We start from the raw sequence: 26982 nt of genomic DNA on the forward strand, positions 1-26982 counted from the left end.
GGCCCCGCATGGTAAAGCAATCAAAGACGAGGTATCCAGTATCTCGTAATGCTGTTTCGCTTAAGTGAACAGCATTAGCCTATGGCTCTTTTTTTGTGTCTATTTATATCGGTCTTTTTGCAATAGAAAGACTGTAGACACAAAAAAGCCGGGCTTGTGGCCCGGCTTTTTTAAAGCAAATGCTGTATTACTCAGCGTCTGCTGCTTCCGTAACTGGACGATCGACCAGTTCAACGTAAGCCATAGGTGCGTTATCACCTGCACGGAAGCCACATTTTAAAATGCGAACGTAACCGCCAGGACGACCTTGGTAACGAGGACCAAGCTCAGAGAACAATTTACCTACTGCATCTTTGCTACGCGTGCGTGCAAAGGCTAGGCGACGATTCGCAACGGAATCTTCTTTCGCCAATGTGATCAAAGGCTCAGCAACGCGACGAAGTTCTTTGGCTTTCGGCAACGTAGTTTTAATAACTTCGTGCTCGAATAAAGAAGCAGCCATGTTTTTGAACATCGCTTTACGATGTGAGCTAGTACGGTTTAAGTGACGTCCACTCTTACGATGACGCATTTTACATTCCTTACCAAACTACGGTGGTCAGGGAACAATGATCTAGCGAGCTAGAACTTTGCTATCGTCTTTTAGACTAGCCGGTGGCCAGTTTTCTAGACGCATTCCCAAAGACAGACCGCGCTGTGCTAAAACATCTTTAATTTCAGTTAATGACTTCTTACCAAGGTTAGGCGTTTTAAGTAACTCAACCTCTGTACGCTGAATCAAATCACCGATGTAGTAGATATTTTCTGCTTTCAGACAGTTAGCACTGCGAACGGTTAGCTCAAGATCATCAACCGGGCGTAGCAAAATTGGATCAATCTCATCCTCTTCTTCTTCTACAACTGTCTCGCTTTCGCTTTCTAGTGCGACAAATACCGCGATTTGTTGTTGTAGAATCGTCGCTGCACGGCGAATTGCTTCTTCTGCGTCGATCGTACCATTAGACTCAATGTCAATGACAAGTTTGTCTAGGTCAGTACGCTGCTCTACACGAGCATTTTCTACGCTGTAAGCAACACGGCGAACAGGACTGAAAGAGGCATCCAGCTGCAAGCGACCAATAGGACGAGTCTCATCGTCACCAGCAACACGAGCGTCAGCAGGCTCATAACCACGACCACGGGCCACTTTGATCTGCATGTTTAACTCTGCAGTATCATCAAGGTGACAAATCACATGATCTGGGTTAGAGATCTCAGAGTCAGCAACCAGTTGGATATCTCCAGCCGTTACGACACCAGGACCTTTCTTACTTAGTGTTAGAGTTGCTTCATCTTGCCCGTGTAGAGCGATCGCAACTCCTTTTAGGTTAAGAAGAATTTCAATAACGTCTTCTTTTACCCCTTCAATCGCACTGTACTCATGCAATACACCGTCGATTTCTACTTCGACAATTGCACAACCAGGCATAGAAGACAAAAGTATACGACGAAGCGCGTTGCCTAATGTGTGTCCGAAACCACGCTCTAGTGGTTGCAGAGTCACTTTGGCGCGCGATTGGCCCAACTCTTGTACTTCGATGTTGCGTGGGGTTAACAATTCGCTCACTGAACGCTGCATAGATCCACCTATTTCTTAATCCTAACCATCTAGCTATTACTTAGAGTAAAGCTCGACGATTAGGTTCTCATTAATTTCAGCTGATAAATCGGCACGCTCTGGAGCAGCTTTGTAAGTTGCTTCCAGTTTAGTTGCATCAACTTCGACCCAATGGATCGGTGCACGACTTTTAGATAGCTCTAGCGCGTTTTGTACACGCAACTGCTTCTTAGCTTTTTCACGGATAGACACAACATCACCAGCTTTCACTTGGAATGATGCGATGTTTACCAATTCGCCGTTAACTAGAATGGCTTTGTGGCCAACTAGCTGACGAGCTTCCGCACGTGTAGAGCCGAAGCCTGCACGGTATACTACATTGTCTAAACGTGACTCAAGAAGTTGCAGAAGGTTTTCACCAGTTGCACCTTTGATACGAGCAGCGTCTTTGTAGTAGTTGCGGAATTGTTTTTCAAGAATGCCGTAAATACGACGAACTTTTTGTTTTTCACGTAGCTGTAGACCGTAATCAGAAAGACGACCACGACGTGCACCGTGCACACCAGGAACTGTTTCTGCTTTACATTTTGATTCTAAAGCGCGTGAGCCACTTTTAAGTTGTAAGTCTGTGCCTTCACGACGAGACAATTTACAAGTTGGACCTAAATAACGAGCCATGTGTCTGTCTCCTCTTAAACGCGACGTTTCTTAGGCGGACGGCAACCGTTGTGCGGGATTGGCGTCACGTCTGTGATGTTGTTGATGCGCAGACCCAATGCATTTAATGCACGAACTGCGGATTCACGACCAGGACCAGGGCCCTTGATCATTACGTCAACGTTCTTTAGGCCGAACTCTTGTGCAGCAGTTCCGGCACGTTCTGCAGCAACCTGTGCTGCAAATGGGGTACTTTTACGAGAACCACGGAAACCAGAACCACCTGCAGTCGCCCAAGACAAAGCATTGCCTTGGCGATCAGTGATAGTCACGATCGTGTTGTTGAAAGACGCGTGTACATGAGCAACACCGTCGACGACCGTCTTTTTGACTTTCTTCTTGGTACTGCGCGCTGCTGGCTTAGCCATATTGCACTTTTCCTATATCTAATGCTCAGCTCTAGCAGACTTAATGCGCTAGAGCGAAACGCGTTAAATTACTTACGAATTGGCTTACGAGGGCCTTTTCGTGTACGAGCGTTCGTTTTGGTACGTTGACCACGAACAGGTAAGCTGCGGCGGTGACGGATGCCACGGTTACAGCCCAAGTCCATCAAACGCTTGATAGACATGCTGACTTCACGGCGGAGGTCACCCTCTACAGTAAACTTAGCAACTTCGCCACGTAGACGGTCTAGCACTTCATCACTTAGAGAACCGATTTTAGCGGTTTCTGCGATCTCTGCAGCTTTGCAGATTTCTTGTGAGCGTGTGCGACCGATCCCGAAGATGTAAGTTAGAGAAATGACCGCATGTTTATTGTCAGGAATATTGACACCGGCTATACGGGCCATTCACTTTACTCCGTTGTTATGGATGAATTCAATTCATCACTTTGCTTTCATGAGGGCGGAAGATTATGCCAGCTTAGCGGACAAAAATCAACCACCCTCCCATCATCGAATAATTCGACTATTAGCCTTGACGCTGTTTGTGACGAGGCTCAGAACAAATCACTCGAACTGAACCGTTACGACGAACGATTTTGCAGTTACGACAGATTTTCTTTACAGATGCACGTACTTTCATGTTCAACTCCAACCTATGCTTAACGCATTAGGCCATTTGGACCATATCCAGTCAGGTTCGACTTTTTCATCAATGACTCGTATTGATGACTCATTAAATGACTTTGTACTTGTGACATGAAGTCCATCACTACGACCACTACGATTAACATCGAAGTACCACCGAAGTAGAAAGGAACATTCCAAGCCACGACAAAGAACTGAGGCATCAGTGACACTAGCGTGATATATAATGCACCAAAAAGTGTCAAGCGAGTCATAACACCGTCGATATATCGAGCAGTGTGGTCGCCTGGACGAATGCCCGGCAAAAACGCTCCGGACTTTTTCAAGTTATCTGCCACATCTTTAGGGTTGAACACCAGCGCTGTATAAAAGAAGCAAAAGAAAACAATTGCTATCGCAAACAACAGCACATAGAGCGGTTGCCCAGGAGCTAGAGCCAAAGAAATATTTTGCAACCATTCCATACCCTCGCCTTGACCAAACCACTGGCCGATCGAAGCAGGGAACAGAAGAATACTAGAAGCAAAGATCGGTGGGATTACGCCCGCCATATTTACTTTTAGTGGCAAATGACTCTTTTGTGCGGCAAACACCTTTTTGCCTTGCTGGCGTTTAGCATAATTCACAGTAATTCGACGCTGACCACGTTCAATAAAGACAACGAACGCGATGGTAGCGATTGCTAATATGCCAATCAACAGCAACGCAAGGATATTGATATCACCTTGACGGGCCGACTCAAATGAACGACCTAGAGCAGAAGGAAGACCTGCTACGATACCGGCAAAGATAAGGATCGAAATACCATTACCAATACCTTTTTCAGTAACTTGCTCACCTAACCACATCAGAAATACCGTACCAGCCACAAGAGTAACTACAGCAACTGCGTAGAACTCTAGACCAGAGCTGAACGAAATACCCTGACTAGCAAGGCCAACCGCCATAGAGGCGGACTGTACAAGAGCAAGAAGAACTGTCCCGTAACGGGTGTATTGGGTGATCTTACGACGACCCGCCTCACCTTCCTTTTTAAGCTGCTCTAGCTGTGGGCTCACTACAGTCAATAACTGCATAATGATCGAGGCAGAAATATATGGCAGGATACCCAGAGCAAAAATACTCATTCGTTCCAATGCGCCGCCTGAGAATACGTTAAATAGACTCAGGATTGTGCCTTCGTTCTGGTCAAATAATGCAGACAAACGATCTGGGTTAATCCCCGGGACCGGAATGTGTGCACCGATTCGATATACAATAATTGCTAAGAACACAAAACGAATTCGAGCCCAAAGCTCTCCTAGACCGTTTTGCATACCTGTAGGTAGTGAGCCACGCTTTGTCATCTATTCCTCGACTTTTCCGCCAGCTGCTTCAATAGCAGCGCGAGCACCTTTAGTAACTTTAAGGCCGCGAACAGTTACTGCTTTGTCGATAGAACCAGACAAGATAACTTTTGCTGACTTAATTTTGTCACCAATGATGTCTGCGCCTTTAAGAGCAGCCAAATCTACAACTTCTGCATTCACTGCGGTTAGTTCGTTAAGACGAACCTCAGCAACATACTGTGCCTGACGTGAAGTGAAACCAAATTTTGGCAGACGACGCTGCAATGGCATTTGACCGCCTTCAAAACCAGGTTTAACTGAGCCACCTGAACGAGACTTAAGACCTTTGTGGCCACGTCCGCCAGTTTTACCCAAACCGCTACCAATACCGCGGCCTACACGTTTAGGAGCATGCTTGCTACCTTCGCCAGGGCGAATAGTATTTAGGAACATGTTATTCTCCTACCACTTTAACCATGTAATAAACTTTATTGATCATGCCACGAACAGAAGGAGTATCTTCTAGTTCACGACGTTGACCGATCTTTTTAAGACCCAAGCCTTTAACTGTCTCACGGTGCTTCGGAAGACGACCAATAGGGCTACGAGTCAATTCTACTGTGATGGTGTTGTTAGCCATTTCACATTACCCCAAAATTTGATCGACAGACTTACCGCGTTTCGCAGCGATTTGCTCAGGTGCACGCATGTCAGCCAAACCTTTAATCGTTGCTTGAACAACGTTAATCGGGTTAGTTGAGCCGTAACACTTAGCCAATACGTTGTGAACACCTGCGATTTCAAGAACCGCACGCATTGCACCACCCGCGATAACACCAGTACCTTGAGAAGCTGGCTGCATGTACACTTTAGATGCACCATGGTTCGCTTTAACAGGGTATTGAAGTGTGTCGCCATCTAGAGCAACAGAAACCATATTGCGACGAGCTTGCTCCATCGCTTTCTGGATTGCTTGAGGCACTTCACGTGCTTTACCACGACCGTAACCTACTTTACCGTTACCATCACCAACAACTGTCAAAGCAGTAAAAGAGAAGATACGACCACCCTTAACTACTTTGGCAACGCGGTTTACTTGTACTAGCTTCTCTTGTAGATCGCTAGTTTGTTGTTCGTTAACTGCCATTTGCTACCTCTTAGAACTCTAGACCAGCTTCACGCGCAGCATCTGCTAACGCCTGAACGCGACCGTGGTATTTGAAGCCAGAACGGTCAAATGCAACAGCGCTGATGCCAGCTGCTTTAGCACGTTCAGCGATAAGAGCACCCACTTTAGCTGCTGCATCTTTGTTACCAGTCGCAGAAGAACGTAGGCTCGCGTCTAGAGTAGAAGCGCTTGCTAGCACTGTGCTACCACATGGCGAAATTACTTGTGCATACATATGACGTGGTGTGCGATTTACAGTAAGACGGTTCGCACCTAGGTCACGAATATGCAGACGTGTGCGGCGAGCACGACGAATTCGAGATTGTTTCTTAGTGTTCATGAATGCTTACCTACTACTTTTTCTTAGCTTCTTTACGGCGAACAACTTCATCAGCATAACGAACACCTTTGCCTTTATATGGCTCTGGTGGACGGAAGCCGCGAACTTCAGCAGCGGCTTGGCCAACTGCTTGTTTGTCGATACCGCGAAGAATAACTTCTGTTTGTGATGCACACTCAGCTGTGACGCCTTCAGGCAGATCATAATCAACTGGGTGTGAGAAACCTAGTGCAAGGTTCAGTACATTGCCTTTAACAGCAGCACGGTAACCAACACCTTGTAGTAGCAGACGTTTTTCAAAACCTTGGCTTACACCAACAACCATGTTGTTCACTAGGGCACGAGTCGTACCAGCTAATGCATTGGTTTGTTTTGCACCATCACGTGGAGCAAAAGTTAGAACATTGTCTTCTTTTTTAACTTCAACGCTTGCGTGTACGTTAAGCTCTAATGCACCTTTGCCGCCTTTTACAGATACAGCTTGGCCATTTAGAGTAACTTCTACACCACTAGGAAGCGTCACAGGGCTTTTCGCAACTCGAGACATACCTAACTCCTAGAAAACTGTGCAGATTACTTCGCCACCAATACCAGCAGCACGAGCTGCACGATCAGTCATCAAACCTTTAGAAGTAGAGATGATAGCAACGCCTAGGCCTGCTTCTACTTTAGGAAGTTCTGCTGATGCTTTGTATTGACGCAAACTTGGGCGAGAGACGCGCTTGATCTCTTCAATTACAGGCTTACCTTCGAAGTATTTAAGTTCGATTGTAAGAGTAGGCTTTGTGCCTTCTTCAACGCTGTAGTCAGTTACGTAACCTTCTTCACGAAGAACATTAGCAACAGACACCTTCATGTTTGATGAAGGCATAGACACAGTTGTTTTTGCAGCCAACTGTGCGTTACGGATACGAGTGATCATATCCGCAATTGTATCTTGCATACTCATTTAAGAGCTCCTAATAAAAAAACCATTGTGCAGCAAATAGAGCTCGCGCATAGTACACAGCAGCGAGCAGAATGTCCAGCTTTTGAACACCCTCTCACTGCCATGTATTATGATCGCGCTCTACTTGCTTACCAACTAGCTTTCTTCAAGCCTGGTACATCGCCGCGCATCGCTGCTTCACGCAGTTTGATACGAGACAAGCCGAAGCGACGGTAAACGCCGTGCGGACGACCTGTAATCTGACAACGATTACGTTGGCGTGAAGAAGATGAATCGCGTGGAAGCGCTTGCAATTTAAGCGTTGCTTCCCACTTTTCATCGTCCGATGCATTAACGTCGTTAATGATCGCCTTTAGAGCTGCACGCTTTTCAGCGTACTTTGCTACTAATTTTTCGCGCTTAGCTTCGCGTTGAATCATTGATACTTTAGCCATGATTCCTACCTCTTATTTCTTGAAAGGGAAACTAAAGGCGGCTAGCAAAGCACGACCTTCTTCGTCGGTACGAGCAGTAGTAGTAATGGTAATATCCATACCGCGTACACGGTCTACTTTATCGTAATCGATTTCTGGGAAGATGATCTGCTCTTTAACACCCATGCTGTAGTTACCGCGTCCGTCAAATGACTTCGGGTTAAGACCACGGAAGTCACGGATACGTGGGATAGCAACATCAACCAAACGGTCGAAGAAATCCCACATACGCTCACCACGTAGAGTAACTTTACAACCGATCGGGTAACCGTCACGGATTTTAAAGCCTGCAACAGATTTGCGTGCTTTTGTTACTACCACTTTCTGGCCGCTAAGTGCTGTAAGATCATTTACCGCATTTTCAAGAAGTTTCTTGTCTGCGATAGCTTCACCAACACCCATATTCAACGTAATTTTAGTGATTTTAGGCACTTCCATTACGTTGTTGTAACTGAACTGTTCTGTCAGTTGAGCTACAACTTGATCTTTATAAACTTGCTTAAGTCTCGCCATGGCTATAAATTCTCGCTCTTAGGCGTCGATCGCTTCACTGTTAGATTTGAAAACACGTACTTTAGTACCGTCTTCATTCACTTTAAAGCCGACGCGATCCGCTTTACCCGTAGCATTGTTAAAAATGGCTACATTTGAAACCTGGATAGGTGCTTCTTTTTCAACGATGCCGCCAGTCGTACCCTTCATAGGGTTTGGCTTTTCATGTTTCTTGACCATATTGATACCAGAAACAAGTACACGGCTTTCGTCTACTACTTTAACAACTTTGCCGCGTTTGCCTTTATCTTTACCAGCAATTACTACGACTTCATCGTCACGTTTGATTTTACGCATTCTGTCCCCTCCCTCTTACAGCACTTCAGGCGCAAGAGAAACAATTTTCATGAACTGCTCAGTACGCAATTCACGTGTCACAGGACCAAAGATACGAGTACCGATCGGTTGGCCTGAAGCATTTAGTAGAACCGCAGAGTTTACATCAAAGCGGATCACAGAGCCATCAGGACGACGCACACCTTTCTTAGTTCGAACGACAACAGCGTTCATAACTTGGCCTTTCTTAACACGACCACGAGGGATCGCTTCTTTTACTGTGACTTTGATAATGTCACCGATTGCAGCATAACGACGATGAGAGCCACCCAGTACTTTAATACACTGAACGCGCTTCGCGCCGCTGTTATCTGCTACATCAAGCATCGATTCTGTTTGAATCATTACTGCTCTCCAATCAAATTAGATAACAAGTCTCATGAAGGAAGGAGCTGCTTATACAGCAGCTGCTTTCTCAACAACCTGAACTAGCTTCCAAGTTTTAGTTTTAGAGTAAGGACGTGTTTCCACTACCTTAACCGTATCACCAACTTGGCACTCGTTGTTTTCATCATGAGCGTGCAGTTTAGATGAACGACGAACGAACTTACCGTATAAAGGGTGACGTTCCGTACGCTCAACTAGTACTACGATGGACTTATCCATCTTATCGCTTACTACTTTACCAGTAGCTGTACGAGCTTGAGTTTCTACACTTGCCATCTTAGTTACCTGCCTTATCATTTAGCACGGTTTTAACACGTGCGATATTGCGGCGAACTTGCGAGAGCAAATGAGTTTGAGCCAACTGACCAGTGGCCTTCTGCATGCGCAGTGTAAATTGCTCACGTAGCAGTTCGATCAAGGTCTGCTGTAGCTCAGCTACAGACTTTTCTTGCAATTCTTTTGCTTTCATCTACATCACCGTACGCGTTACGAAAGTTGTGGATAGAGGAAGCTTAGCCGCCGCTAGCGCAAACGCTTCGCGTGCTAGAGACTCAGATACGCCCTCAACTTCATAAAGCATCTTGCCTGGTTGGATTTGAGCCACCCAGTATTCTACGCTACCTTTACCTTTACCCTGACGCACTTCTAGAGGCTTCTGAGTAATCGGCTTGTCTGGGAATACACGGATCCAAATTTTGCCGCCACGTTTGATGTGACGAGTCATTGCACGACGCGCCGCTTCAATTTGACGAGCAGTAAGACGACCACGTTCAGTCGACTTCAATCCGAATTCACCAAAGCTAACTTGGTTTCCGCGAAGTGCTAGACCGCGGTTACGGCCCTTTTGCATCTTACGGAACTTAGTACGTTTCGGCTGTAACATTTACTACCCCCTACTTAGACTTCTTCTTCTGTGCGCCTTTGTCAGCTCGCACTTGTTCAATACCGCCCAAGATTTCGCCTTTGAAGATCCACACTTTAACACCAATGATGCCGTAAGTAGTGTTTGCTTCATAAGTAGCGTAGTCAATGTCAGCACGTAGAGTGTGTAGAGGCACACGACCTTCACGGTACCACTCTGCACGAGCAATTTCCGCTCCGCCTAGACGACCACTTACCTGAACCTTGATACCTTTCGCACCAGCACGCATTGCATTTTGCACTGCACGCTTCATAGCACGACGGAACATAACACGACGCTCAAGTTGACCCGCAATGTTTTGCGCGACCAATTTAGAGTCTAGTTCTGGCTTACGAATTTCTTCGATGTTGATGTGAACTGGAACACCCATCATTGCTGATACAGCGTTACGTAGTTTTTCAACATCTTCGCCTTTCTTACCAATCACGATGCCTGGACGGGCAGTGTGAATTGTAATACGAGCAGTCTGTGCAGGACGCTGGATCTCGATGCGAGACACAGAAGCCTGAACAAGTTTCTCTTCAAGGAACTTACGAACCTGAAGATCGTTTAATAGTTGCTTAGAGTAGTTTTGGTTGTTCGCATACCAAGTAGAAGTATGGTCTTTAACTATCCCTAGGCGAATTCCGGTTGGATGAACCTTCTGACCCATTGGGTTTCTCCTAATTAGTCAGCGACTTTAACTGTAATATGGCAACCGCGTTTTAGAATACGGTCAGCACGGCCTTTGGCACGTGGCATGATACGTTTCAGAGTCATAGCCTCATCAACGTAAGCCGTAGAAACACGCAAGTCATCTACATCAGCACCTTCGTTATGCTCAGCGTTAGCTATCGCAGACTCTAGTACTTTCTTGACAATTACTGCCGCCTTTTTAGGACTGAACGTTAAAATGTTCAGTGCTTCGCTAACAGATTTGCCGCGGATTTGATCTATAACCAAACGGGCCTTCTGCGCTGAGAGGCGAGCACCCTTCAATGAAGCGCTTACTTCACTCATGTTAATACCCCTTATTACCGTTTGGCTTTCTTGTCCGCAGCATGACCCTTGTAAGTACGGGTCGGAGCGAACTCACCCAATTTATGACCGACCATGTCTTCAGATACTAGAACTGGGACATGCTGGCGACCATTATGGACAGCGATAGTCAACCCTACAAATTCAGGGAAGATAGTAGAACGGCGCGACCAAGTTTTAATTGGACGACGGTCTTTCTTTTCTACCGCAGCCTCTACCTTTTTCAACAAATGAAGGTCGATAAAAGGACCTTTTTTTAGTGAACGTGGCACAGTCGTTTCCTCTTATTACTTAGTACGACGTCGTACAATAAGTTTATCAGTACGCTTGTTCTTACGAGTTTTGTAACCTTTCGTAGGAACACCCCAAGGTGTAACTGGGTGACGACCACCAGAGCTACGACCTTCACCACCACCATGCGGGTGATCCACAGGGTTCATTGCCGCACCTCGAACTGTAGGACGAACACCACGCCAGCGCTTAGCACCAGCTTTACCAAGAACACGTAGAGTGTGCTCAGAGTTAGATACTTCACCTAGAGTTGCACGACACTCAGTTAGAACTTTACGCATTTCACCAGAACGTAGGCGAAGAGTAACGTAACGACCTTCACGAGCAACAAGCTGAGCAGAAGCACCAGCAGAACGTGCAACTTGTGCACCTTTACCTGGCTTAAGCTCGATACAGTGAACAACACTACCTACAGGTATATTTTGCAGAGGCAAAGTATTACCCGCTTTAATAGGAGCACTTGCACCGTTAGAAACAACAGTACCAGCTTCCATACCTTTGGAAGCGATAATGTAACGACGCTCACCATCAGCATATTTTACTAGTGCAATGTTTGCAGAACGGTTTGGATCATATTCCAAACGTTCAACTACCGCTGGGATACCATCTTTGTTACGACGGAAATCTACGATACGGTAATGTTGCTTATGACCACCACCTACGTGACGCGTAGTGATGCGTCCGTTGTTGTTACGGCCACCAGACTTGCTTTTTTTGTCAAGTAAAGGAGCGTATGGCGCACCTTTATGCAAGTCAGTGTTAACAACCTTAACAACGTGACGACGGCCTGCAGACGTTGGCTTACATTTTACAACAGCCATTGACCTATCTCCCCTTATTCAGCGCCCAAGAAATCAATTTCTTGGCCTTCCGCCAAACGAACGTACGCTTTTTTCACGTCGTTACGCTTGCCTAGACCACGAGCTGTACGTTTAGTTTTACCATTCTGGTTCAACGTGCGAACAGACTCTACTTTGACTTCAAACAACGCTTCGATTGCTTGTTTAATCTCTGGTTTCGTCGCATTGTTTACAACGCGGAATACATACTGACCGTTACCTTCGGCAACGATAGTCGCTTTCTCAGAGATGTGTGGACCTAACAATACTTTATAAATGCGTTCGCCGATCATGCTAGTGCCTCCTCAACTTGTTTCAGAGCACCAACTGTCAACAACACTTTGTCGTATGCGATCAAGCTAACAGGGTCAATAGACGCTGCATCACGAACGTCAACGTTCGGAATGTTACGCGCAGCTAGGAACAGATTACTGTCTAGCTCTTGCGCAACTACAAGCGCGTTTTCAACATTCAATTCAGCCATTTTAGCTTTGAACAGCTTAGTTTTTGGAGCTTCGATAGAAAGCTCTTCAACTACTACAAGACGATCTTGACGAGCAAGCTCAGACCAGATGGTGCGCATTGCTGCACGGTACATCTTCTTGTTTACTTTCTGAGAGTGATCTTGGTTTTTCGCAGCGAACGTTACGCCACCAGAACGCCATAGAGGACTACGGATCGTACCAGCACGCGCACGGCCAGAACCTTTTTGTTTCCAAGGTTTGCGACCACCACCAGCTACTTCAGAGCGAGTTTTCTGTGCACGAGTACCTTGACGAGCACCAGCCAGGTAAGAAGTAACAACCTGGTGAACTAGCGCTTCGTTGTATTCACGTGCGAAGGTTACGTCAGAAACTTCTACAGTTCCCTCAGCACCTGTTAGATTCAAGTTCATTGTCTACCCCTTAGCGAGCTTTAACTGCTGGTTGAACGATTACGTCACCATTAACAGCGCCAGGAACCGCACCTTTTACAAGGATAAGGTTACGCTCAGCATCAACGCGAACAACTTCAAGAGATTGAGTCGTTACTTGAGCTGCGCCCATGTGACCAGCCATCTTTTTGCCTTTCCAAACACGACCAGGTGTTTGACATTGACCGATGGAACCAGGAGCACGGTGAGACAATGAGTTACCGTGAGTAGCATCTTGCATGCTAAAGTTGTGACGCTTAATTGCACCTTGGAAGCCTTTACCTTTAGATTGACCAATTACGTCAACTTTAGTTACAGCTTCGAAATCCGCAACAGTTAGCTCATCACCAACATTGATTTCTTTTTCGTCACCAGAAAGGCGGAACTCCCACAAACCACGACCCGCTTCAACGTTCGCTTTTGCATAATGTCCTGCAGCAGCTTTGTTTACACGGCTTGCACGGCGAGTACCTACAGTAACTTGAACAGCTGAGTAGCCATCAGTTTCTGAGTCTTTCACCTGCGTTACACGGTTCGGTTCGACCTCGATAACGGTTACTGGCACGGATACACCATCTTCGTTGAAGATACGTGTCATTCCGGCTTTACGTCCGACTAATTGAATAGCCATTTTATACCTCAATTGCCAGTTGTGTACGGGGCTATCACCCGCTACGGCTGATCATTCCAGATCATTCCACTATTGTGCTTAGGCCAACAGATACCTGTTGGTTATCGCACCCCTAAACCTTTGGGAATTAACCCAAAGAAATTTGTACTTCCACGCCTGCCGCAAGGTCTAGCTTCATTAGAGCGTCAACTGTTTTTTCAGTTGGCTCAACGATGTCTAGAACACGTTTGTGAGTACGGATTTCGTATTGGTCACGTGCATCTTTGTTCACGTGAGGAGAAATCAGTACTGTGTAACGTTCTTTGCGAGTAGGAAGCGGAATCGGACCACGTACTTGAGCGCCTGTGCGCTTAGCAGTGTCCACAATCTCTTGCGTTGAAGCATCAATCAAACGGTGATCGAAAGCTTTCAAACGAATACGGATCTTTTGGCTTTGCATTTCCAACTCCAAATACTATGTTCAGATAAGTCATCTGTACAGAATTTGACTTACCATCCTTATTTAAGGACGGCGAATGTTAGCCGTTTAAAAATTGGTTGTCAAGTAACCAATTTGAAAACAGCACCTATAAAAAAAGGCCGCCCTGTAGAGCGACCTTTTTATGCAGCTATAAATAAATTAAGCGAAGCTTGAATTATTTAAGAACTTTAGCAACAACACCAGCACCTACTGTACGACCACCTTCACGGATCGCGAAACGTAGACCTTCGTCCATCGCGATTGGGTGAATTAGAGATACAGTCATCTGGATGTTATCACCAGGCATTACCATTTCTACGCCTTCTGGAAGCTCACAAGCACCAGTTACGTCAGTTGTACGGAAGTAGAACTGTGGACGGTAGCCTTTGAAGAATGGTGTGTGACGACCACCTTCATCTTTAGACAGAACGTATACTTCTGCTTCGAAATCAGTGTGTGGGTTAATAGAACCAGGCTTAGCTAGTACTTGACCACGCTGAACGTCATCACGCTTAGTACCACGTAGTAGTACACCACAGTTCTCACCAGCACGACCTTCGTCTAGAAGCTTACGGAACATCTCAACGCCAGTACAAGTTGTTTTTGTAGTATCTTTGATACCAACGATTTCAACTTCTTCACCAACTTTAACGATACCACGCTCAACACGGCCTGTTACTACAGTACCACGACCTTGGATAGAGAATACGTCCTCGATAGGCATGATGAATGCACCGTCGATTGCACGCTCTGGCTCTGGAATGTAGTTATCTAGAGCTTCAACTAGTTTAGTTACAGCTGTAGTACCCATTTCGTTGTCGTCTTGGCCGTTAAGAGCCATTAGAGCAGAACCTGGGATGATTGGAGTGTCATCACCTGGGAAGTCGTACTCAGATAGAAGATCACGTAGTTCCATTTCTACAAGCTCTTGCATCTCAGCGTATTCTTCAGTGTCCGCACCGCCACAGTCTTCAGCTAGAAGGTCTGCTTTGTTTAGGAATACAACGATGTAAGGTACACCTACTTGACGAGAAAGAAGGATGTGCTCACGAGTTTGAGGCATTGGACCATCAGTCGCACCACAAACAAGGATCGCACCGTCCATTTGAGCAGCACCAGTGATCATGTTTTTAACATAATCGGCGTGTCCAGGACAGTCTACGTGTGCGTAGTGACGAGTTGGAGAATCGTACTCTACGTGAGACGTTGCGATCGTGATACCACGCTCACGCTCTTCTGGAGCATTATCGATACCGTCAAACGCTACTGCTGTACCGCCAAATACTTCAGCACATACGCGAGTAAGTGCTGCTGTTAGGGTAGTTTTACCGTGGTCAACGTGACCGATTGTACCAACGTTAACGTGTGGTTTACTACGTTCGAACTTTGCTTTTGCCATGATACATACACCTTATGATTAGTAAGTATGATGATTAAATTTCAATTTTTAATGATCGCGTCTGCCACACTAGCTGGCGCTTCAGCGTATTTCAGGAATTCCATTGCATAGCTTGCACGCCCTTGCGACAAACTACGCACATCTGTTGCATACCCAAACATTTCGCCTAACGGCACTTCTGCTCGAATAATTTTACCAGATACGGAATCTTCCATCCCCTGAACAAGTCCTCGGCGACGATTCAGGTCTCCCATCACGTCTCCCATGTACTCCTCAGGAGTTACAACTTCTACTTTCATCATGGGCTCAAGAACACAAGGTTCTGCATCTGCAGCACCTTTCTTCAAGCCTTGAGAAGCTGCAATTTTAAAAGCCATTTCATTAGAGTCAACATCATGGTAAGAACCATCGAACAATACCACTTTCAACCCAAGCAATGGGTAGCCAGCAATAACACCGTTCTTCATTTGCTCTGAAATGCCTCTTTCGACAGCTGGGATGTATTCCTTAGGAATAGCACCGCCGACAATCTCATTCACAAATTCCAAACCCTCTTTATCGGTTGGAATAAGCTTCATGACTACATGACCGTACTGTCCTCGGCCACCTGATTGCCGCACAAATTTGTGGTTAACTTCCACTTCTTTGCGAATTTTCTCTCGGTAAGATACTTGTGGTTTACCGATATTGGCGTCAACTTTAAATTCACGCTTCATTCGATCCACCAGTATATCTAGGTGAAGCTCACCCATACCAGAGATAATGGTTTGACCAGTCTCTTCGTGTGTCTCTACGCGGAAAGAAGGATCTTCCTGCGCAAGCTTACCAAGAGCCACAGCCATTTTATCTTGATCCGCTTGAGATTTTGGCTCAACAGCGACAGAGATTACAGGCTCAGGGAACTCCATACGTTCGAGAACAACAACATCTTTGCCGTCACACAACGTATCCCCTGTTGTCACATCTTTCATACCAATCAAAGCTGCAATATCGCCTGCGCGTACTTCTTTGATTTCTTCACGGTTATTCGCATGCATCTGAACCATACGGCCCACACGCTCTTTCTTGTGTTTAACCGAGTTGTACACTGCGTCGCCTGAACTCAGAACGCCAGAGTATACACGTATAAAAGTTAACGTACCCACGAACGGATCCGTAGCAATCTTAAATGCTAAGGATGCAAATGGTGCGCTGTCATCCGCTTCACGAGCTACAACGGTCTCAGCATCTTCTAAGGTGCCTTCAATCGCTTTCACTTCTAATGGCGAAGGTAGATATTCAACAACAGCATCAAGAACTGCCTGCACTCCTTTATTTTTGAATGCAGAACCACAGGTCACTAATACAACTTCGTTAGCTAGCGTACGAGCTCGCAACCCTTTCTTGATATCTTCAATAGACAGGTCACCTTCTTCAAGGTACTTATCCATCAATTCTTCATTTGCTTCCGCGGCGGCCTCGAGCATTTTTTCACGCCACTCTTCAGCAACGTCAACCAAGTCTGCAGGCACATCTTCAAGATCATAGGTCATACCCTGATCTTCTTCGTTCCACATAATGGCTTTCATACTCAACAAATCAACCACACCAGCGAACTCGTCTTCGGTGCCAATGTTGATTTGAATAGGTACTGCATTTGCGCCCAAACGCTCTTCAAGCTGCCCTACGACGCTGAAGTAATCCGCACCTGTACGATCCATCTTATTGACGAACACCATACGAGGCACTTCATATTTGTTTGCTTGACGCCACACAGTCTCTGTCTGAGGCTGCACACCAGAGGATCCACACAACACCACAACGGCACCATCAAGTACACGCAAAGAACGCTCTACCTCGATAGTAAAGTCTACGTGCCCTGGGGTATCGATAATATTGATACGGTGCTGATCGAACTGCTGATTCATGCCACTCCAGAAGCAAGTTGTTGCTGCTGAAGTGATCGTGATCCCACGCTCTTGCTCCTGCTCCATCCAGTCCATGGTGGCTGCACCATCATGAACTTCACCGATCTTATGAGAAAGACCGGTGTAGAACAGAACACGCTCAGTAGTTGTCGTCTTACCCGCATCAACGTGCGCACAAATACCAATATTGCGGTAACGATTGATGGGTGTCTTACGTGCCACTTAAGCTTCTCCGGACGATTAGAAACGGTAGTGAGAGAACGCTTTGTTCGCTTCAGCCATACGGTGAACGTCTTCACGTTTCTTAACAGCTGAACCTTTGTTCTCAGACGCATCTAGAATTTCGCCTGCTAGACGTAGTGCCATTGACTTCTCACCACGTTTGCGAGCTGCGTCAACCAACCAACGCATAGATAGCGCTGAGCGACGAGCTGGACGAACTTCTACAGGTACTTGGTATGTAGCACCACCAACACGGCGAGATTTAACCTCAACCATTGGCTGGATAGACTCAAGTGCTTTTTCGAAAACCGACATTGGGTCTTCAGATTTAGTACGCTGCGCTACTGTTTCCAAAGCATTGTAAACGATGCTTTCTGCAACAGATTTCTTACCACTAACCATTACGTGGTTAATGAATTTAGCAAGCAGTTGGCTTCCGTGTTTAGGATCTGGAAGTATTTCACGCTTTGCGACTACGCGTCTTCTAGGCATGGGTTATGTCCTCTTCAGGTGAGTCCGAGACCATCTCTGTGCTCGGCCTTACTGTATTAAAAAATTATGTCTAAACGATTAAAGCAGCTTAATAGCTTACTTAGGACGTTTAGTACCGTATTTAGAACGGCCTTGCTTACGATTTTGTACGCCAGAAGTATCTAGGCTACCACGTACTGTGTGGTAACGAACACCTGGAAGGTCTTTTACACGACCGCCACGAATCAGCACTACGCTGTGTTCCTGTAGGTTGTGGCCTTCACCACCGATGTATGAAGTTACTTCGAAGCCGTTCGTCAAGCGAACACGACATACTTTACGCAAAGCCGAGTTCGGCTTCTTAGGCGTAGTAGTGTATACACGTGTGCAGACGCCACGGCGTTGCGGACAAGCTTGCAACGCAGGAACGTCACTTTTTGCCACTTTACGTTTACGTGGTTTACGAACCAACTGGTTAACGGTTGCCATTTAACAAGCTCCACATCCAAGTCTATTGGCGGAAATCGCCAAAAATAACGAGGCGCAAGTTTAATTTGCGCCTATAAAACAGTCAATAGGGAGGCGAACAAAAATTCACCTCCCATGCATATATCAACAGTGTTTAGTCTTTTAATGCTGCACTTAGCGCTTCTTCGACATCAGAAGCACTTACTGAAGCACTACCTTCAACTGCTGCTTTCGCAAGCTCTTTCTTAGCTTTGCGACCGCTATGGTAAGCCAAACCTGTTCCGGCTGGAATCAGACGACCTACTACAACGTTTTCTTTCAGACCACGTAAATGGTCTTTCTTACCAGTTACCGCACCTTCGGTTAGTACACGAGTCGTCTCTTGGAACGATGCCGCAGAGATAAATGACTCAGTTGCCAATGAAGCTTTAGTAATACCAAGTAGTACGCGCTCATACTTAGAAGGGAAACGACCTTCAGCTTCCGCAGCTTCGTTCGCTTCTTGCATTTGTGTGTATTCCACTTGGTCACCCTGAATCAGGTTAGTATCACCCGAGTCAGCGATGTCTACTTTACGAAGCATCTGACGCACAATAACTTCGATGTGCTTATCGTTGATGCCTACGCCCTGTAGACGGTAAACCTCTTGCACTTCGTTGGTAATGTAGTCAGCTAGGGCTACAACACCTTGAAGACGCAAGATATCATGCGGGTTTAAAGGACCGTCAGCAATGATCTCACCTTTAGCAACTTCTTCACCGTCGAAGATGTTAATTTGACGCCATTTCGGAATCAGGGTTTCGATTGGATCGCCACCATCTTGTGGTGTGATAACCAAACGGATCTTACCTTTTGTCTCTTTACCAAAACTTACCACACCCGTTGCTTCTGCCATGACAGCAGGATCTTTCGGACGACGCGCTTCAAATAAGTCAGCTACGCGTGGAAGACCACCGGTAATATCTTTGTTACCTTGAGACTCTTGCGGGATACGCGCTAGTACTTCACCAGACTTTACTGTTGATCCATGATCCAAGCTCAAAAGAGCCTTCTCAGGCAGCATGTACTGTACTGGCATTTCCGTACCAGGAATCATCACTGGCGCACCACTCTCATCTACTACCGAAATAGTTGGACGAATGTCTTTACCAGACGATGGACGATCACGCATTTCTAAGACTTCGATAGTCGTTAAGCCCGTAAGCTCATCCGATTGACGACGAATAGTGACACCCTCATCCATACCAGAGAATTCAAGCTTACCTTGCATCTCCGAAACGATTGGGTGGGTATGCGGATCCCAGTTAGCAACCACTTGACCTGCGGTCACTTGATCGCCTTCACGGATACTTAGCACAGCACCGTATGGAAGCTTGTAACGCTCTTTCTCACGGCCAGCCTCATCAGCAATCGCCAATTCAGATGAACGCGATGCAACCACTAGCTGACCGTTTTCACGCTCAATGCTCTTCATCTTATGGAAACGTACAGTACCGGCGCTCTTAATTTGAACACTGTCTACTGCAGACGCTCGAGAGGCCGCACCACCAATGTGGAACGTACGCATGGTAAGCTGTGTACCTGGCTCACCGATTGACTGTGCAGCAACAACACCAACAGCTTCACCAATGTTAACCAAATGGCCTCGTGCTAGGTCACGACCGTAACACATGCCACACACACCATGCTTCGTCTCACAACTGATAACAGAGCGCACGATCATCTCGTCCACACCTGCAGCTTCAATGGCACGCACACTGTGCTCATCAATAAGAACGCCAGCTTCAACAACAAGCTCGCCTTTCGAATCGATAACATCTTGCGCGACGACTCGGCCCAGCACTCGCTGACCTAGAGGTACAACTACGTCACCACCTTCGATCAAGGCACTAACAAGCAAACCTTCTTTCGCACCACAGTCTACTTCAGTAATAACCAAGTCTTGCGCAACGTCTACTAGACGACGCGTTAGGTAACCCGAGTTGGCTGTTTTCAAGGCCGTATCGGCAAGACCCTTACGCGCACCGTGAGTTGAGGTAAAGTACTGAAGTACCGATAGACCTTCACGGAAGTTCGCAGTGATCGGCGTTTCGATGATGGAACCATCCGGTTTCGCCATCAAACCACGCATACCGCCAAGCTGACGCATCTGAGCCACACTACCACGGGCACCAGAGTCGGCCATCATATAAACTGAGTTAAATGACTGCTGCTCAACTTCTTTGCCATCTTTATCGATAACTGTTTCTTTCGCCAAGTTTTTCATCATGGCTTCAGTAACGGTTTCGTTAGTACGAGACCATAAGTCGATTACCTTGTTGTACTTCTCGCCCTGCGTCACAAGACCATCAGCAAACTGGTACTCAATTTCTTTAACTTCTTCTTCCGCTTGCGCAATGATCGTCGCTTTTTCTGGCGGGATAACGAAGTCATCAACACCTACAGAAGAACCAGACGCTGTTGCGTATTCGAAACCTGTGTACATTAGTTGGTCAGCAAAGATACACGTTTCTTTCAAGCCAACTTTACGGTAACACTGGTTGATCAAGTTAGAGATCGCTTTCTTCTTCATCGGTTGGTTAATTACCGAGAATGGAAGGCCATCAGGAACAATATCAAACAACAATGCGCGACCAACGGTTGTGTCTGCGATAAATGTAGCAGGTACTTTCTCGCCTTCTAGCGTTGTATCCACTTCGCTGACACGCACTTTGATCTTCGCGTGCAATTCAACTTGCTTCGATCCGTATGCACGATGTACTTCTTTGATATCAGCAAAGGCCATACCTTCGCCTTTCGCGTTAATCTTATCACGCGTCATATAGTACAAACCCAATACAACGTCCTGAGAAGGAACGATGATCGGCTCACCATTGGCAGGCGATAGGATGTTGTTGGTAGACATCATCAACGCACGTGCTTCAAGCTGTGCTTCAATCGTCAACGGTACGTGTACCGCCATTTGGTCACCATCAAAGTCGGCGTTGTAAGCCGCACACACTAATGGGTGCAACTGAATCGCTTTACCTTCGATTAGGATCGGCTCAAAAGCCTGGATACCCAAACGGTGAAGTGTTGGCGCACGGTTCAACATCACTGGATGTTCGCGGATAACCTCATCTAGGATATCCCATACTTCTGGTGTTTCACGCTCAACCATTTTCTTCGCGGCTTTAATGGTTGTTGCCATGCCACGAAGTTCTAGTTTAGAGAAAATGAATGGCTTGAATAGCTCAAGTGCCATTTTCTTAGGCAAACCACACTGGTGCAAACGTAGTGATGGACCTACTGTAATTACAGAACGGCCAGAGTAATCTACACGTTTACCCAAAAGGTTTTGACGGAAACGACCCTGCTTACCTTTGATCATGTCAGCCAAAGATTTCAGAGGACGCTTGTTTGAACCTGTGATTGCACGACCACGACGACCGTTATCTAATAGCGCATCGACAGACTCTTGCAACATACGCTTTTCGTTACGTACGATGATGTCTGGAGCTGACAGCTCAAGAAGACGCTTAAGGCGGTTGTTACGGTTAATCACTCGACGGTATAGATCGTTCAAATCAGACGTCGCAAAACGGCCGCCTTCTAGTGGCACTAGAGGACGAAGATCTGGCGGCAATACTGGTAGAACGTTTAATACCATCCACTCTGGGTTGTTACCAGAATGATGGAAAGCTTCGATCAGTTTAAGACGCTTAGAAAGCTTCTTAATACGCGTCTCAGAGTTCGTAGCGTTCAACTCTTCACGCATGGTGCTGATTTCTTCAGGCAAATCCATGTCACGTAGAAGCATTTGAATCGCTTCGGCACCCATACGAGCGTCAAATTCGTCACCAAATTCTTCTAGTGCTTCGAAGTACTGCTCATCGTTCAGTAGCTGACCTTTCTCAAGCGTTGTCATGCCTGGGTCAATCACGATGAATGATTCGAAGTAAAGTACACGCTCAATATCACGCAGTGTCATATCCATGATAAGACCGATGCGTGATGGAAGAGATTTCAGGAACCAGATGTGAGCAACAGGTGAAGCCAACTCGATGTGTCCCATGCGTTCACGACGCACTTTCGACAACGCTACTTCAACGCCACACTTCTCACAAATGACACCACGGTGCTTCAGACGCTTGTATTTACCACACAAGCACTCGTAGTCCTTAATAGGACCAAAAATTTTGGCACAGAACAGACCGTCACGCTCAGGTTTGAACGTACGGTAGTTGATGGTTTCTGGCTTTTTAACTTCACCATAAGACCATGAACGAATCATATCTGGAGAAGCTAAGCCAATGCGAATCGCATCAAACTCTTCTGATTGTCCCTGTGTTTTTAGAAGACCTAATAAGTCTTTCATGGATATTCGCCCCACTCGTAAGGCTGGGAAGGCTTACCTTCCCAGCAGGTCAAATGTGATTCGTGCTTATTCGTTTTCTAGCTCGATGTCGATACCAAGAGAACGGATTTCTTTCACCAATACGTTGAAGGATTCAGGCATGCCTGGTTCCATGCGGTGATCACCATCTACGATGTTTTTATACATCTTAGTACGGCCGTTCACGTCGTCCGACTTAACAGTCAACATTTCTTGAAGCGTGTAGGCAGCACCGTATGCTTCTAGTGCCCATACCTCCATCTCACCGAAACGCTGACCACCGAATTGCGCTTTACCACCCAACGGCTGTTGAGTAACCAAGCTGTACGAGCCAGTAGAACGAGCGTGCATCTTATCATCTACCAAGTGGTTCAACTTCAGCATGTACATGTAACCAACAGTTACAGGACGTTCGAAGGCATCACCAGTACGGCCGTTGAAAAGTTTGATTTGACCACTCTCGTTGATGCCAGCAAGACGAAGCATACGCTTAATCTCCGCTTCTTTAGCACCATCAAAAGCACCAGACGCCATCGGCACACCTTTCTTAAGGTTAGCCGCTAGCACAAGAATCTCTTCATCAGAGAAGCTGTCTAGGTCTTCTGAACGAGCTGGGCGCAAATCGCCTTCATAGCCGTTATAGATTTCGTTTAGGAAAACACGAAGTTCTTTAACAGTTTCAGCTTTTTCACGCTCAATTTTGAGCATTTCGTCGATCTTGCGACCCAAGCCTTTCGCTGCTGCACCCAAGTGAGTTTCCAGTACCTGACCTACGTTCATACGAGATGGTACACCCAACGGGTTTAGTACGATGTCAACTGGATCACCGTTTTCGTCATACGGCATATCTTCAACAGGCATAATCTTAGAGATAACACCCTTGTTACCATGACGACCGGCCATTTTATCACCTGGCTGGATACGGCGTTTAATCGCTACGTAAACTTTAACGATCTTCAACACACCTGGTGCCAAATCGTCGCCTGTTTGCAGTTTACGTTTTTTATCTTCGAATTTCGCATCAAGCTCTTTACGACGCTCAATCAAAGCCGCTTGCGCTTTCTCAAGCTGTTCACTGGCTTCTTCATTCGCTACGCGGATCTTAAACCACTCAGGGTGATCAAGATCAGCTAAGTAGTCTTCAGTGATCAAAGCATTGCGAGCAAGGCCAGGACCACCTTCAGCTTGTTGACCAATCAACGCTTCAGCTAGACGCTCAAACGTTGCTTTTTCAACGATACGGAATTCTTCATTTAGATCTTTACGCACTTCATCCAATTGAGATTTCTCAATCGACTTAGCACGATCATCTTTTTCGATGCCATCACGTGTAAAGACCTGTACGTCGATAACAGTACCACGCGTACCTGTTTTTACACGTTGTGAGGTATCTTTCACGTCTGATGCTTTCTCACCGAAGATCGCACGCAAAAGTTTTTCCTCTGGTGTAAGCTGTGTTTCGCCTTTAGGCGTCACTTTACCAACTAGAATATCACCAGGTTCTACTTCTGCACCGATGTAAACCACACCTGAACTGTCCAGTTTCGACAGAGCACCCTCACCTACGTTCGGGATATCAGAGGTAATTTCTTCAGGCCCAAGCTTCGTATCACGAGCCACACACGTTAGCTCTTGGATATGAATCGAAGTGAAACGATCTTCTTCTACTACGCGCTCAGATACTAGGATCGAGTCCTCGAAGTTGTAACCATTCCAAGGCATGAACGCGATTCGCATGTTTTGACCAAGGGCAAGATCACCCATGTCGACAGAAGGACCGTCGGCCATGATGTCACCACGTGATACTTTGTCGCCTTTCAGCACCAAAGTACGCTGGTTAATACATGTGTTTTGATTCGAACGAACGTATTTCGTTAGGTTGTAGATGTCTACACCCGCTTCGCCAGCCTCTGTCTCTTCAGAGTTCACACGAACGACGATGCGGCTTGCATCAACAGACTCGATTTCACCACCACGACGGGCAACGATACAAACACCAGAGTCTTTCGCTACGTTTTTCTCCATACCAGTACCGACCACTGGTTTCTCAGCGATTAGCGTTGGTACAGCCTGACGTTGCATGTTCGATCCCATCAAGGCACGGTTAGCGTCATCGTGCTCTAGGAATGGAATCAGTGATGCCGCAACGGATACAACCTGACGTGGCGACACGTCCATTAGATTCACTTTTTCTTTTGGAATCAGAGTCGTTTCATGCATGTGACGAACCTGAACCAGCTCATCCACCAAACGACCTTCTTCATCTACGTTCACAGATGCCTGTGCAATAACGTATTTCGCTTCATCGATCGCCGAAACGTAAACCGTTTCGTCAGTCATTTTACCATCAACCACTTTACGGTAAGGCGTTTCTAGGAAGCCGTAGCTATTAGTACGCGCGTAAGTAGATAGCGAGTTGATCAGACCGATGTTTGGACCTTCCGGTGTTTCGATTGGACACACACGACCGTAGTGCGTTGCGTGTACGTCTCGAACCTCGAAGCCTGCACGCTCACGGGTTAGACCGCCGGGGCCTAATGCCGAAACACGACGTTTGTGAGTCACTTCCGAAAGCGGGTTGTTTTGGTCCATGAACTGTGACAATTGGCTTGAACCGAAGAACTCTTTGATCGCTGCCGCAACCGGCTTCGCATTCAAAAGATCTTGTGGCATTAAACCATCCGCTTCTGCCATAGACAGACGCTCTTTAACGGCACGCTCTACACGTACTAAACCAACACGGAATTGGTTCTCGGCCATTTCGCCGACAGAACGGATACGACGGTTACCAAGGTGGTCAATATCATCGACCATACCGTTACCGTTACGGATATCTAGCAATGTCTTAAGAACATCAGTGATGTCATTATTGTCTAGGATACCTAGACCTTCATCTTCATCACGACCTAAACGACGATTGAACTTCATACGACCAACACCAGAAAGATCGTAACGATCTTCTGAGAAGAACAGGCCTTGGAACAAGGACTCTGCAGATTCTTTGGTTGGTGGCTCGCCAGGACGCATCATACGGTAGATTTCTACCAATGCCTCTAGCTGGTTATTTGTAGGATCGATACGTAAGGTATCAGAAATAAACGGCCCGTGATCAAGATCATTCGAGTAAAGAACCTGAATTTCTTTGATGCCAGCAGCAACCAGTGCCTCTAGCAGATCAACAGACATTTCTGTGTTCGCTTCAGCAATCAACTCACCCGTGCTTGGATGCACAAGGTTTTTAGCTGTCACTTTACCCAACAGGTACTCAAGAGGAACTGAGAGACGCTCAAGACCTACTTTTTCCATCTGACGGATATGTTTAGCCGTAATACGACGACCTTCTTCAACGATCAACTCGCCGTTTTGATCAGCGATGTTAAACTGAGCTGTTTCACCACGTAAGCGGCTTGCAATCAGCTCCATTTCAACGCCATCACGGCTTAAATAGAAACCTGTTGTATCGAAGAAAGTATCGAGAATTTGTTCAGTATCAAACCCTAATGCACGCAACAAAATCGTTACAGGCAGTTTACGACGGCGGTCGATACGAACGAACACGCAGTCTTTTGGATCAAACTCGAAGTCCAACCAAGAACCACGGTAAGGAATCACACGAGCAGAATGTAGAAGTTTACCTGATGAATGCGTCTTGCCACGGTCATGGTCGAAGAACACACCAGGTGAACGGTGTAATTGAGAAACAATAACACGCTCAGTACCATTGATAACAAAGGTACCGTTTTCTGTCATGAGTGGAATTTCACCCATGTATACTTCTTGCTCACGAATGTCTTTGATTGCCTTGTTCGCAGACTCTTTATCATAAATGATAAGGCGCACACGAACACGTAAAGGAGCCGCATACGTAACACCACGCAACTGACACTCTTTTACATCAAATACTGGCTTGCCCAAACGGTAATCGACGTATTCTAGCGCCGCATTGCCGGAAAAGCTGACCATTGGAAAGACAGATTTAAAGGCCCCATGCAGACCCAGTTCCCCACGCTCTGCAGGATTTTTACCTTCCTGCAAGAAGTTACGGTAGGATTCAAGCTGAATTGCCAGCAAGTATGGCACATCCAAAACGGGCGGCAGTTTACCGAAATCCTTACGGATACGTTTTTTCTCAGTATATGAGTAAGCCATCAGCATTCCCCAGCTTGTGCACATTGACGCAAAAGGCC

At 46.4% G+C, this 26982-nt stretch carries 34 protein-coding genes; all 34 read right to left on the minus strand.

What is annotated here, in order from left to right; translation table 11 throughout:
• Positions 1-187: 187 nt before the first annotated feature.
• A complete protein-coding gene (rplQ, locus tag AYW76_RS17005) occupies positions 188-571 on the minus strand; it encodes a 50S ribosomal protein L17 (RefSeq protein ID WP_067037109.1) in 384 nt (127 codons plus the stop codon).
• A gap of 42 nt (positions 572-613) precedes the next feature.
• The gene (locus AYW76_RS17010; protein ID WP_067037107.1) at positions 614-1618 is read right to left on the minus strand and encodes a DNA-directed RNA polymerase subunit alpha; all 1005 of its coding nucleotides are present in this window, start codon (positions 1616-1618) and stop codon (positions 614-616) included.
• A gap of 36 nt (positions 1619-1654) precedes the next feature.
• Positions 1655-2275 carry a 30S ribosomal protein S4 gene (gene rpsD, locus AYW76_RS17015; RefSeq protein WP_067037105.1) on the minus strand — a complete coding sequence of 207 codons (621 nt, stop codon included), beginning with the start codon at positions 2273-2275 and terminating at the stop codon, positions 1655-1657.
• Between the two features lie 14 nt (positions 2276-2289).
• Positions 2290-2682: a 30S ribosomal protein S11 gene (rpsK, locus tag AYW76_RS17020; protein ID WP_067037103.1), complete on the minus strand. Its 393-nt coding sequence runs from the start codon at positions 2680-2682 to the stop codon at positions 2290-2292.
• A 68-nt stretch (positions 2683-2750) separates the two neighbouring features.
• Positions 2751-3107, minus strand: a complete 357-nt coding sequence (gene rpsM / locus AYW76_RS17025) for a 30S ribosomal protein S13 (RefSeq protein ID WP_067223465.1) — start codon at positions 3105-3107, stop codon at positions 2751-2753.
• Between the two features lie 121 nt (positions 3108-3228).
• Positions 3229-3342: a 50S ribosomal protein L36 gene (rpmJ, locus tag AYW76_RS17030; protein WP_055462823.1), complete on the minus strand. Its 114-nt coding sequence runs from the start codon at positions 3340-3342 to the stop codon at positions 3229-3231.
• A 19-nt stretch (positions 3343-3361) separates the two neighbouring features.
• Complete coding sequence (gene secY, locus AYW76_RS17035) at positions 3362-4693, minus strand: preprotein translocase subunit SecY (protein WP_067037096.1); 1332 nt, start codon at positions 4691-4693, stop codon at positions 3362-3364.
• Entirely contained in the window at positions 4694-5128 is a 435-nt protein-coding gene (rplO, locus tag AYW76_RS17040; RefSeq protein WP_067037095.1) for a 50S ribosomal protein L15, read from the minus strand. It lies immediately after the preceding gene.
• A 1-nt stretch (position 5129) separates the two neighbouring features.
• A complete protein-coding gene (rpmD, locus tag AYW76_RS17045; protein WP_067223468.1) occupies positions 5130-5315 on the minus strand; it encodes a 50S ribosomal protein L30 in 186 nt (61 codons plus the stop codon).
• A 6-nt stretch (positions 5316-5321) separates the two neighbouring features.
• Entirely contained in the window at positions 5322-5822 is a 501-nt protein-coding gene (gene rpsE, locus AYW76_RS17050; protein WP_067037087.1) for a 30S ribosomal protein S5, read from the minus strand.
• A 10-nt stretch (positions 5823-5832) separates the two neighbouring features.
• Positions 5833-6183, minus strand: coding sequence for a 50S ribosomal protein L18 (rplR, locus tag AYW76_RS17055; protein WP_067037085.1), 351 nt, complete (start codon positions 6181-6183; stop codon positions 5833-5835).
• Between the two features lie 13 nt (positions 6184-6196).
• Positions 6197-6730, minus strand: a complete 534-nt coding sequence (gene rplF / locus AYW76_RS17060; protein ID WP_067223471.1) for a 50S ribosomal protein L6 — start codon at positions 6728-6730, stop codon at positions 6197-6199.
• Between the two features lie 9 nt (positions 6731-6739).
• The gene (rpsH, locus tag AYW76_RS17065; RefSeq protein WP_067037082.1) at positions 6740-7132 is read right to left on the minus strand and encodes a 30S ribosomal protein S8; all 393 of its coding nucleotides are present in this window, start codon (positions 7130-7132) and stop codon (positions 6740-6742) included.
• Between the two features lie 128 nt (positions 7133-7260).
• The gene (rpsN, locus tag AYW76_RS17070; RefSeq protein WP_067037081.1) at positions 7261-7566 is read right to left on the minus strand and encodes a 30S ribosomal protein S14; all 306 of its coding nucleotides are present in this window, start codon (positions 7564-7566) and stop codon (positions 7261-7263) included.
• 12 nt (positions 7567-7578) lie between these two features.
• The gene (gene rplE / locus AYW76_RS17075; protein ID WP_067037080.1) at positions 7579-8118 is read right to left on the minus strand and encodes a 50S ribosomal protein L5; all 540 of its coding nucleotides are present in this window, start codon (positions 8116-8118) and stop codon (positions 7579-7581) included.
• Between the two features lie 18 nt (positions 8119-8136).
• Positions 8137-8454 (minus strand): 50S ribosomal protein L24, encoded by a 318-nt coding sequence (rplX, locus tag AYW76_RS17080; RefSeq protein ID WP_067037077.1) that lies wholly within the window; start codon positions 8452-8454, stop codon positions 8137-8139.
• Positions 8455-8469: 15 nt separating this feature from the next.
• Positions 8470-8838 (minus strand): 50S ribosomal protein L14, encoded by a 369-nt coding sequence (gene rplN / locus AYW76_RS17085; RefSeq protein ID WP_067037076.1) that lies wholly within the window; start codon positions 8836-8838, stop codon positions 8470-8472.
• A 51-nt stretch (positions 8839-8889) separates the two neighbouring features.
• The gene (gene rpsQ / locus AYW76_RS17090; protein ID WP_055462811.1) at positions 8890-9156 is read right to left on the minus strand and encodes a 30S ribosomal protein S17; all 267 of its coding nucleotides are present in this window, start codon (positions 9154-9156) and stop codon (positions 8890-8892) included.
• A gap of 1 nt (position 9157) precedes the next feature.
• Positions 9158-9349, minus strand: a complete 192-nt coding sequence (gene rpmC, locus AYW76_RS17095) for a 50S ribosomal protein L29 (protein ID WP_055462810.1) — start codon at positions 9347-9349, stop codon at positions 9158-9160.
• Entirely contained in the window at positions 9350-9763 is a 414-nt protein-coding gene (rplP, locus tag AYW76_RS17100; protein ID WP_067037074.1) for a 50S ribosomal protein L16, read from the minus strand.
• 10 nt (positions 9764-9773) lie between these two features.
• Entirely contained in the window at positions 9774-10454 is a 681-nt protein-coding gene (gene rpsC / locus AYW76_RS17105; protein ID WP_067037072.1) for a 30S ribosomal protein S3, read from the minus strand.
• A gap of 14 nt (positions 10455-10468) precedes the next feature.
• Entirely contained in the window at positions 10469-10801 is a 333-nt protein-coding gene (rplV, locus tag AYW76_RS17110) for a 50S ribosomal protein L22 (protein WP_067037070.1), read from the minus strand.
• 14 nt (positions 10802-10815) lie between these two features.
• The gene (gene rpsS / locus AYW76_RS17115) at positions 10816-11091 is read right to left on the minus strand and encodes a 30S ribosomal protein S19 (RefSeq protein ID WP_067037068.1); all 276 of its coding nucleotides are present in this window, start codon (positions 11089-11091) and stop codon (positions 10816-10818) included.
• Positions 11092-11106: 15 nt separating this feature from the next.
• The gene (gene rplB, locus AYW76_RS17120; protein WP_067037066.1) at positions 11107-11931 is read right to left on the minus strand and encodes a 50S ribosomal protein L2; all 825 of its coding nucleotides are present in this window, start codon (positions 11929-11931) and stop codon (positions 11107-11109) included.
• Positions 11932-11945: 14 nt separating this feature from the next.
• Positions 11946-12242, minus strand: a complete 297-nt coding sequence (rplW, locus tag AYW76_RS17125; RefSeq protein WP_067037064.1) for a 50S ribosomal protein L23 — start codon at positions 12240-12242, stop codon at positions 11946-11948.
• On the minus strand, positions 12239-12844 hold the full coding sequence (gene rplD, locus AYW76_RS17130; protein ID WP_067037062.1) for a 50S ribosomal protein L4: 606 nt from the start codon (positions 12842-12844) through the stop codon (positions 12239-12241). Before rplD ends, rplW begins: the two co-directional genes overlap by 4 nt.
• A gap of 10 nt (positions 12845-12854) precedes the next feature.
• Positions 12855-13493, minus strand: a complete 639-nt coding sequence (gene rplC, locus AYW76_RS17135) for a 50S ribosomal protein L3 (protein WP_067037060.1) — start codon at positions 13491-13493, stop codon at positions 12855-12857.
• Between the two features lie 127 nt (positions 13494-13620).
• Entirely contained in the window at positions 13621-13932 is a 312-nt protein-coding gene (rpsJ, locus tag AYW76_RS17140; protein WP_012071937.1) for a 30S ribosomal protein S10, read from the minus strand.
• 196 nt (positions 13933-14128) lie between these two features.
• Complete coding sequence (gene tuf, locus AYW76_RS17145) at positions 14129-15352, minus strand: elongation factor Tu (protein ID WP_067037058.1); 1224 nt, start codon at positions 15350-15352, stop codon at positions 14129-14131.
• A 41-nt stretch (positions 15353-15393) separates the two neighbouring features.
• Entirely contained in the window at positions 15394-17481 is a 2088-nt protein-coding gene (fusA, locus tag AYW76_RS17150; RefSeq protein ID WP_067223473.1) for an elongation factor G, read from the minus strand.
• An 18-nt stretch (positions 17482-17499) separates the two neighbouring features.
• Positions 17500-17973 (minus strand): 30S ribosomal protein S7, encoded by a 474-nt coding sequence (gene rpsG, locus AYW76_RS17155; protein ID WP_067037053.1) that lies wholly within the window; start codon positions 17971-17973, stop codon positions 17500-17502.
• Between the two features lie 96 nt (positions 17974-18069).
• Positions 18070-18441 carry a 30S ribosomal protein S12 gene (gene rpsL / locus AYW76_RS17160; protein ID WP_013659444.1) on the minus strand — a complete coding sequence of 124 codons (372 nt, stop codon included), beginning with the start codon at positions 18439-18441 and terminating at the stop codon, positions 18070-18072.
• Positions 18442-18574: 133 nt separating this feature from the next.
• Positions 18575-22777, minus strand: coding sequence for a DNA-directed RNA polymerase subunit beta' (gene rpoC, locus AYW76_RS17165; protein ID WP_067037051.1), 4203 nt, complete (start codon positions 22775-22777; stop codon positions 18575-18577).
• Between the two features lie 66 nt (positions 22778-22843).
• Positions 22844-26944, minus strand: a complete 4101-nt coding sequence (gene rpoB, locus AYW76_RS17170) for a DNA-directed RNA polymerase subunit beta (protein ID WP_067037154.1) — start codon at positions 26942-26944, stop codon at positions 22844-22846.
• Between the last annotated feature and the right edge of the window lie 38 nt (positions 26945-26982).

It is taken from the genome of Marinomonas gallaica, assembly GCF_001639745.1.
GTDB classification, from domain to species: Bacteria; Pseudomonadota; Gammaproteobacteria; order Pseudomonadales; family Marinomonadaceae; genus Marinomonas; species Marinomonas gallaica.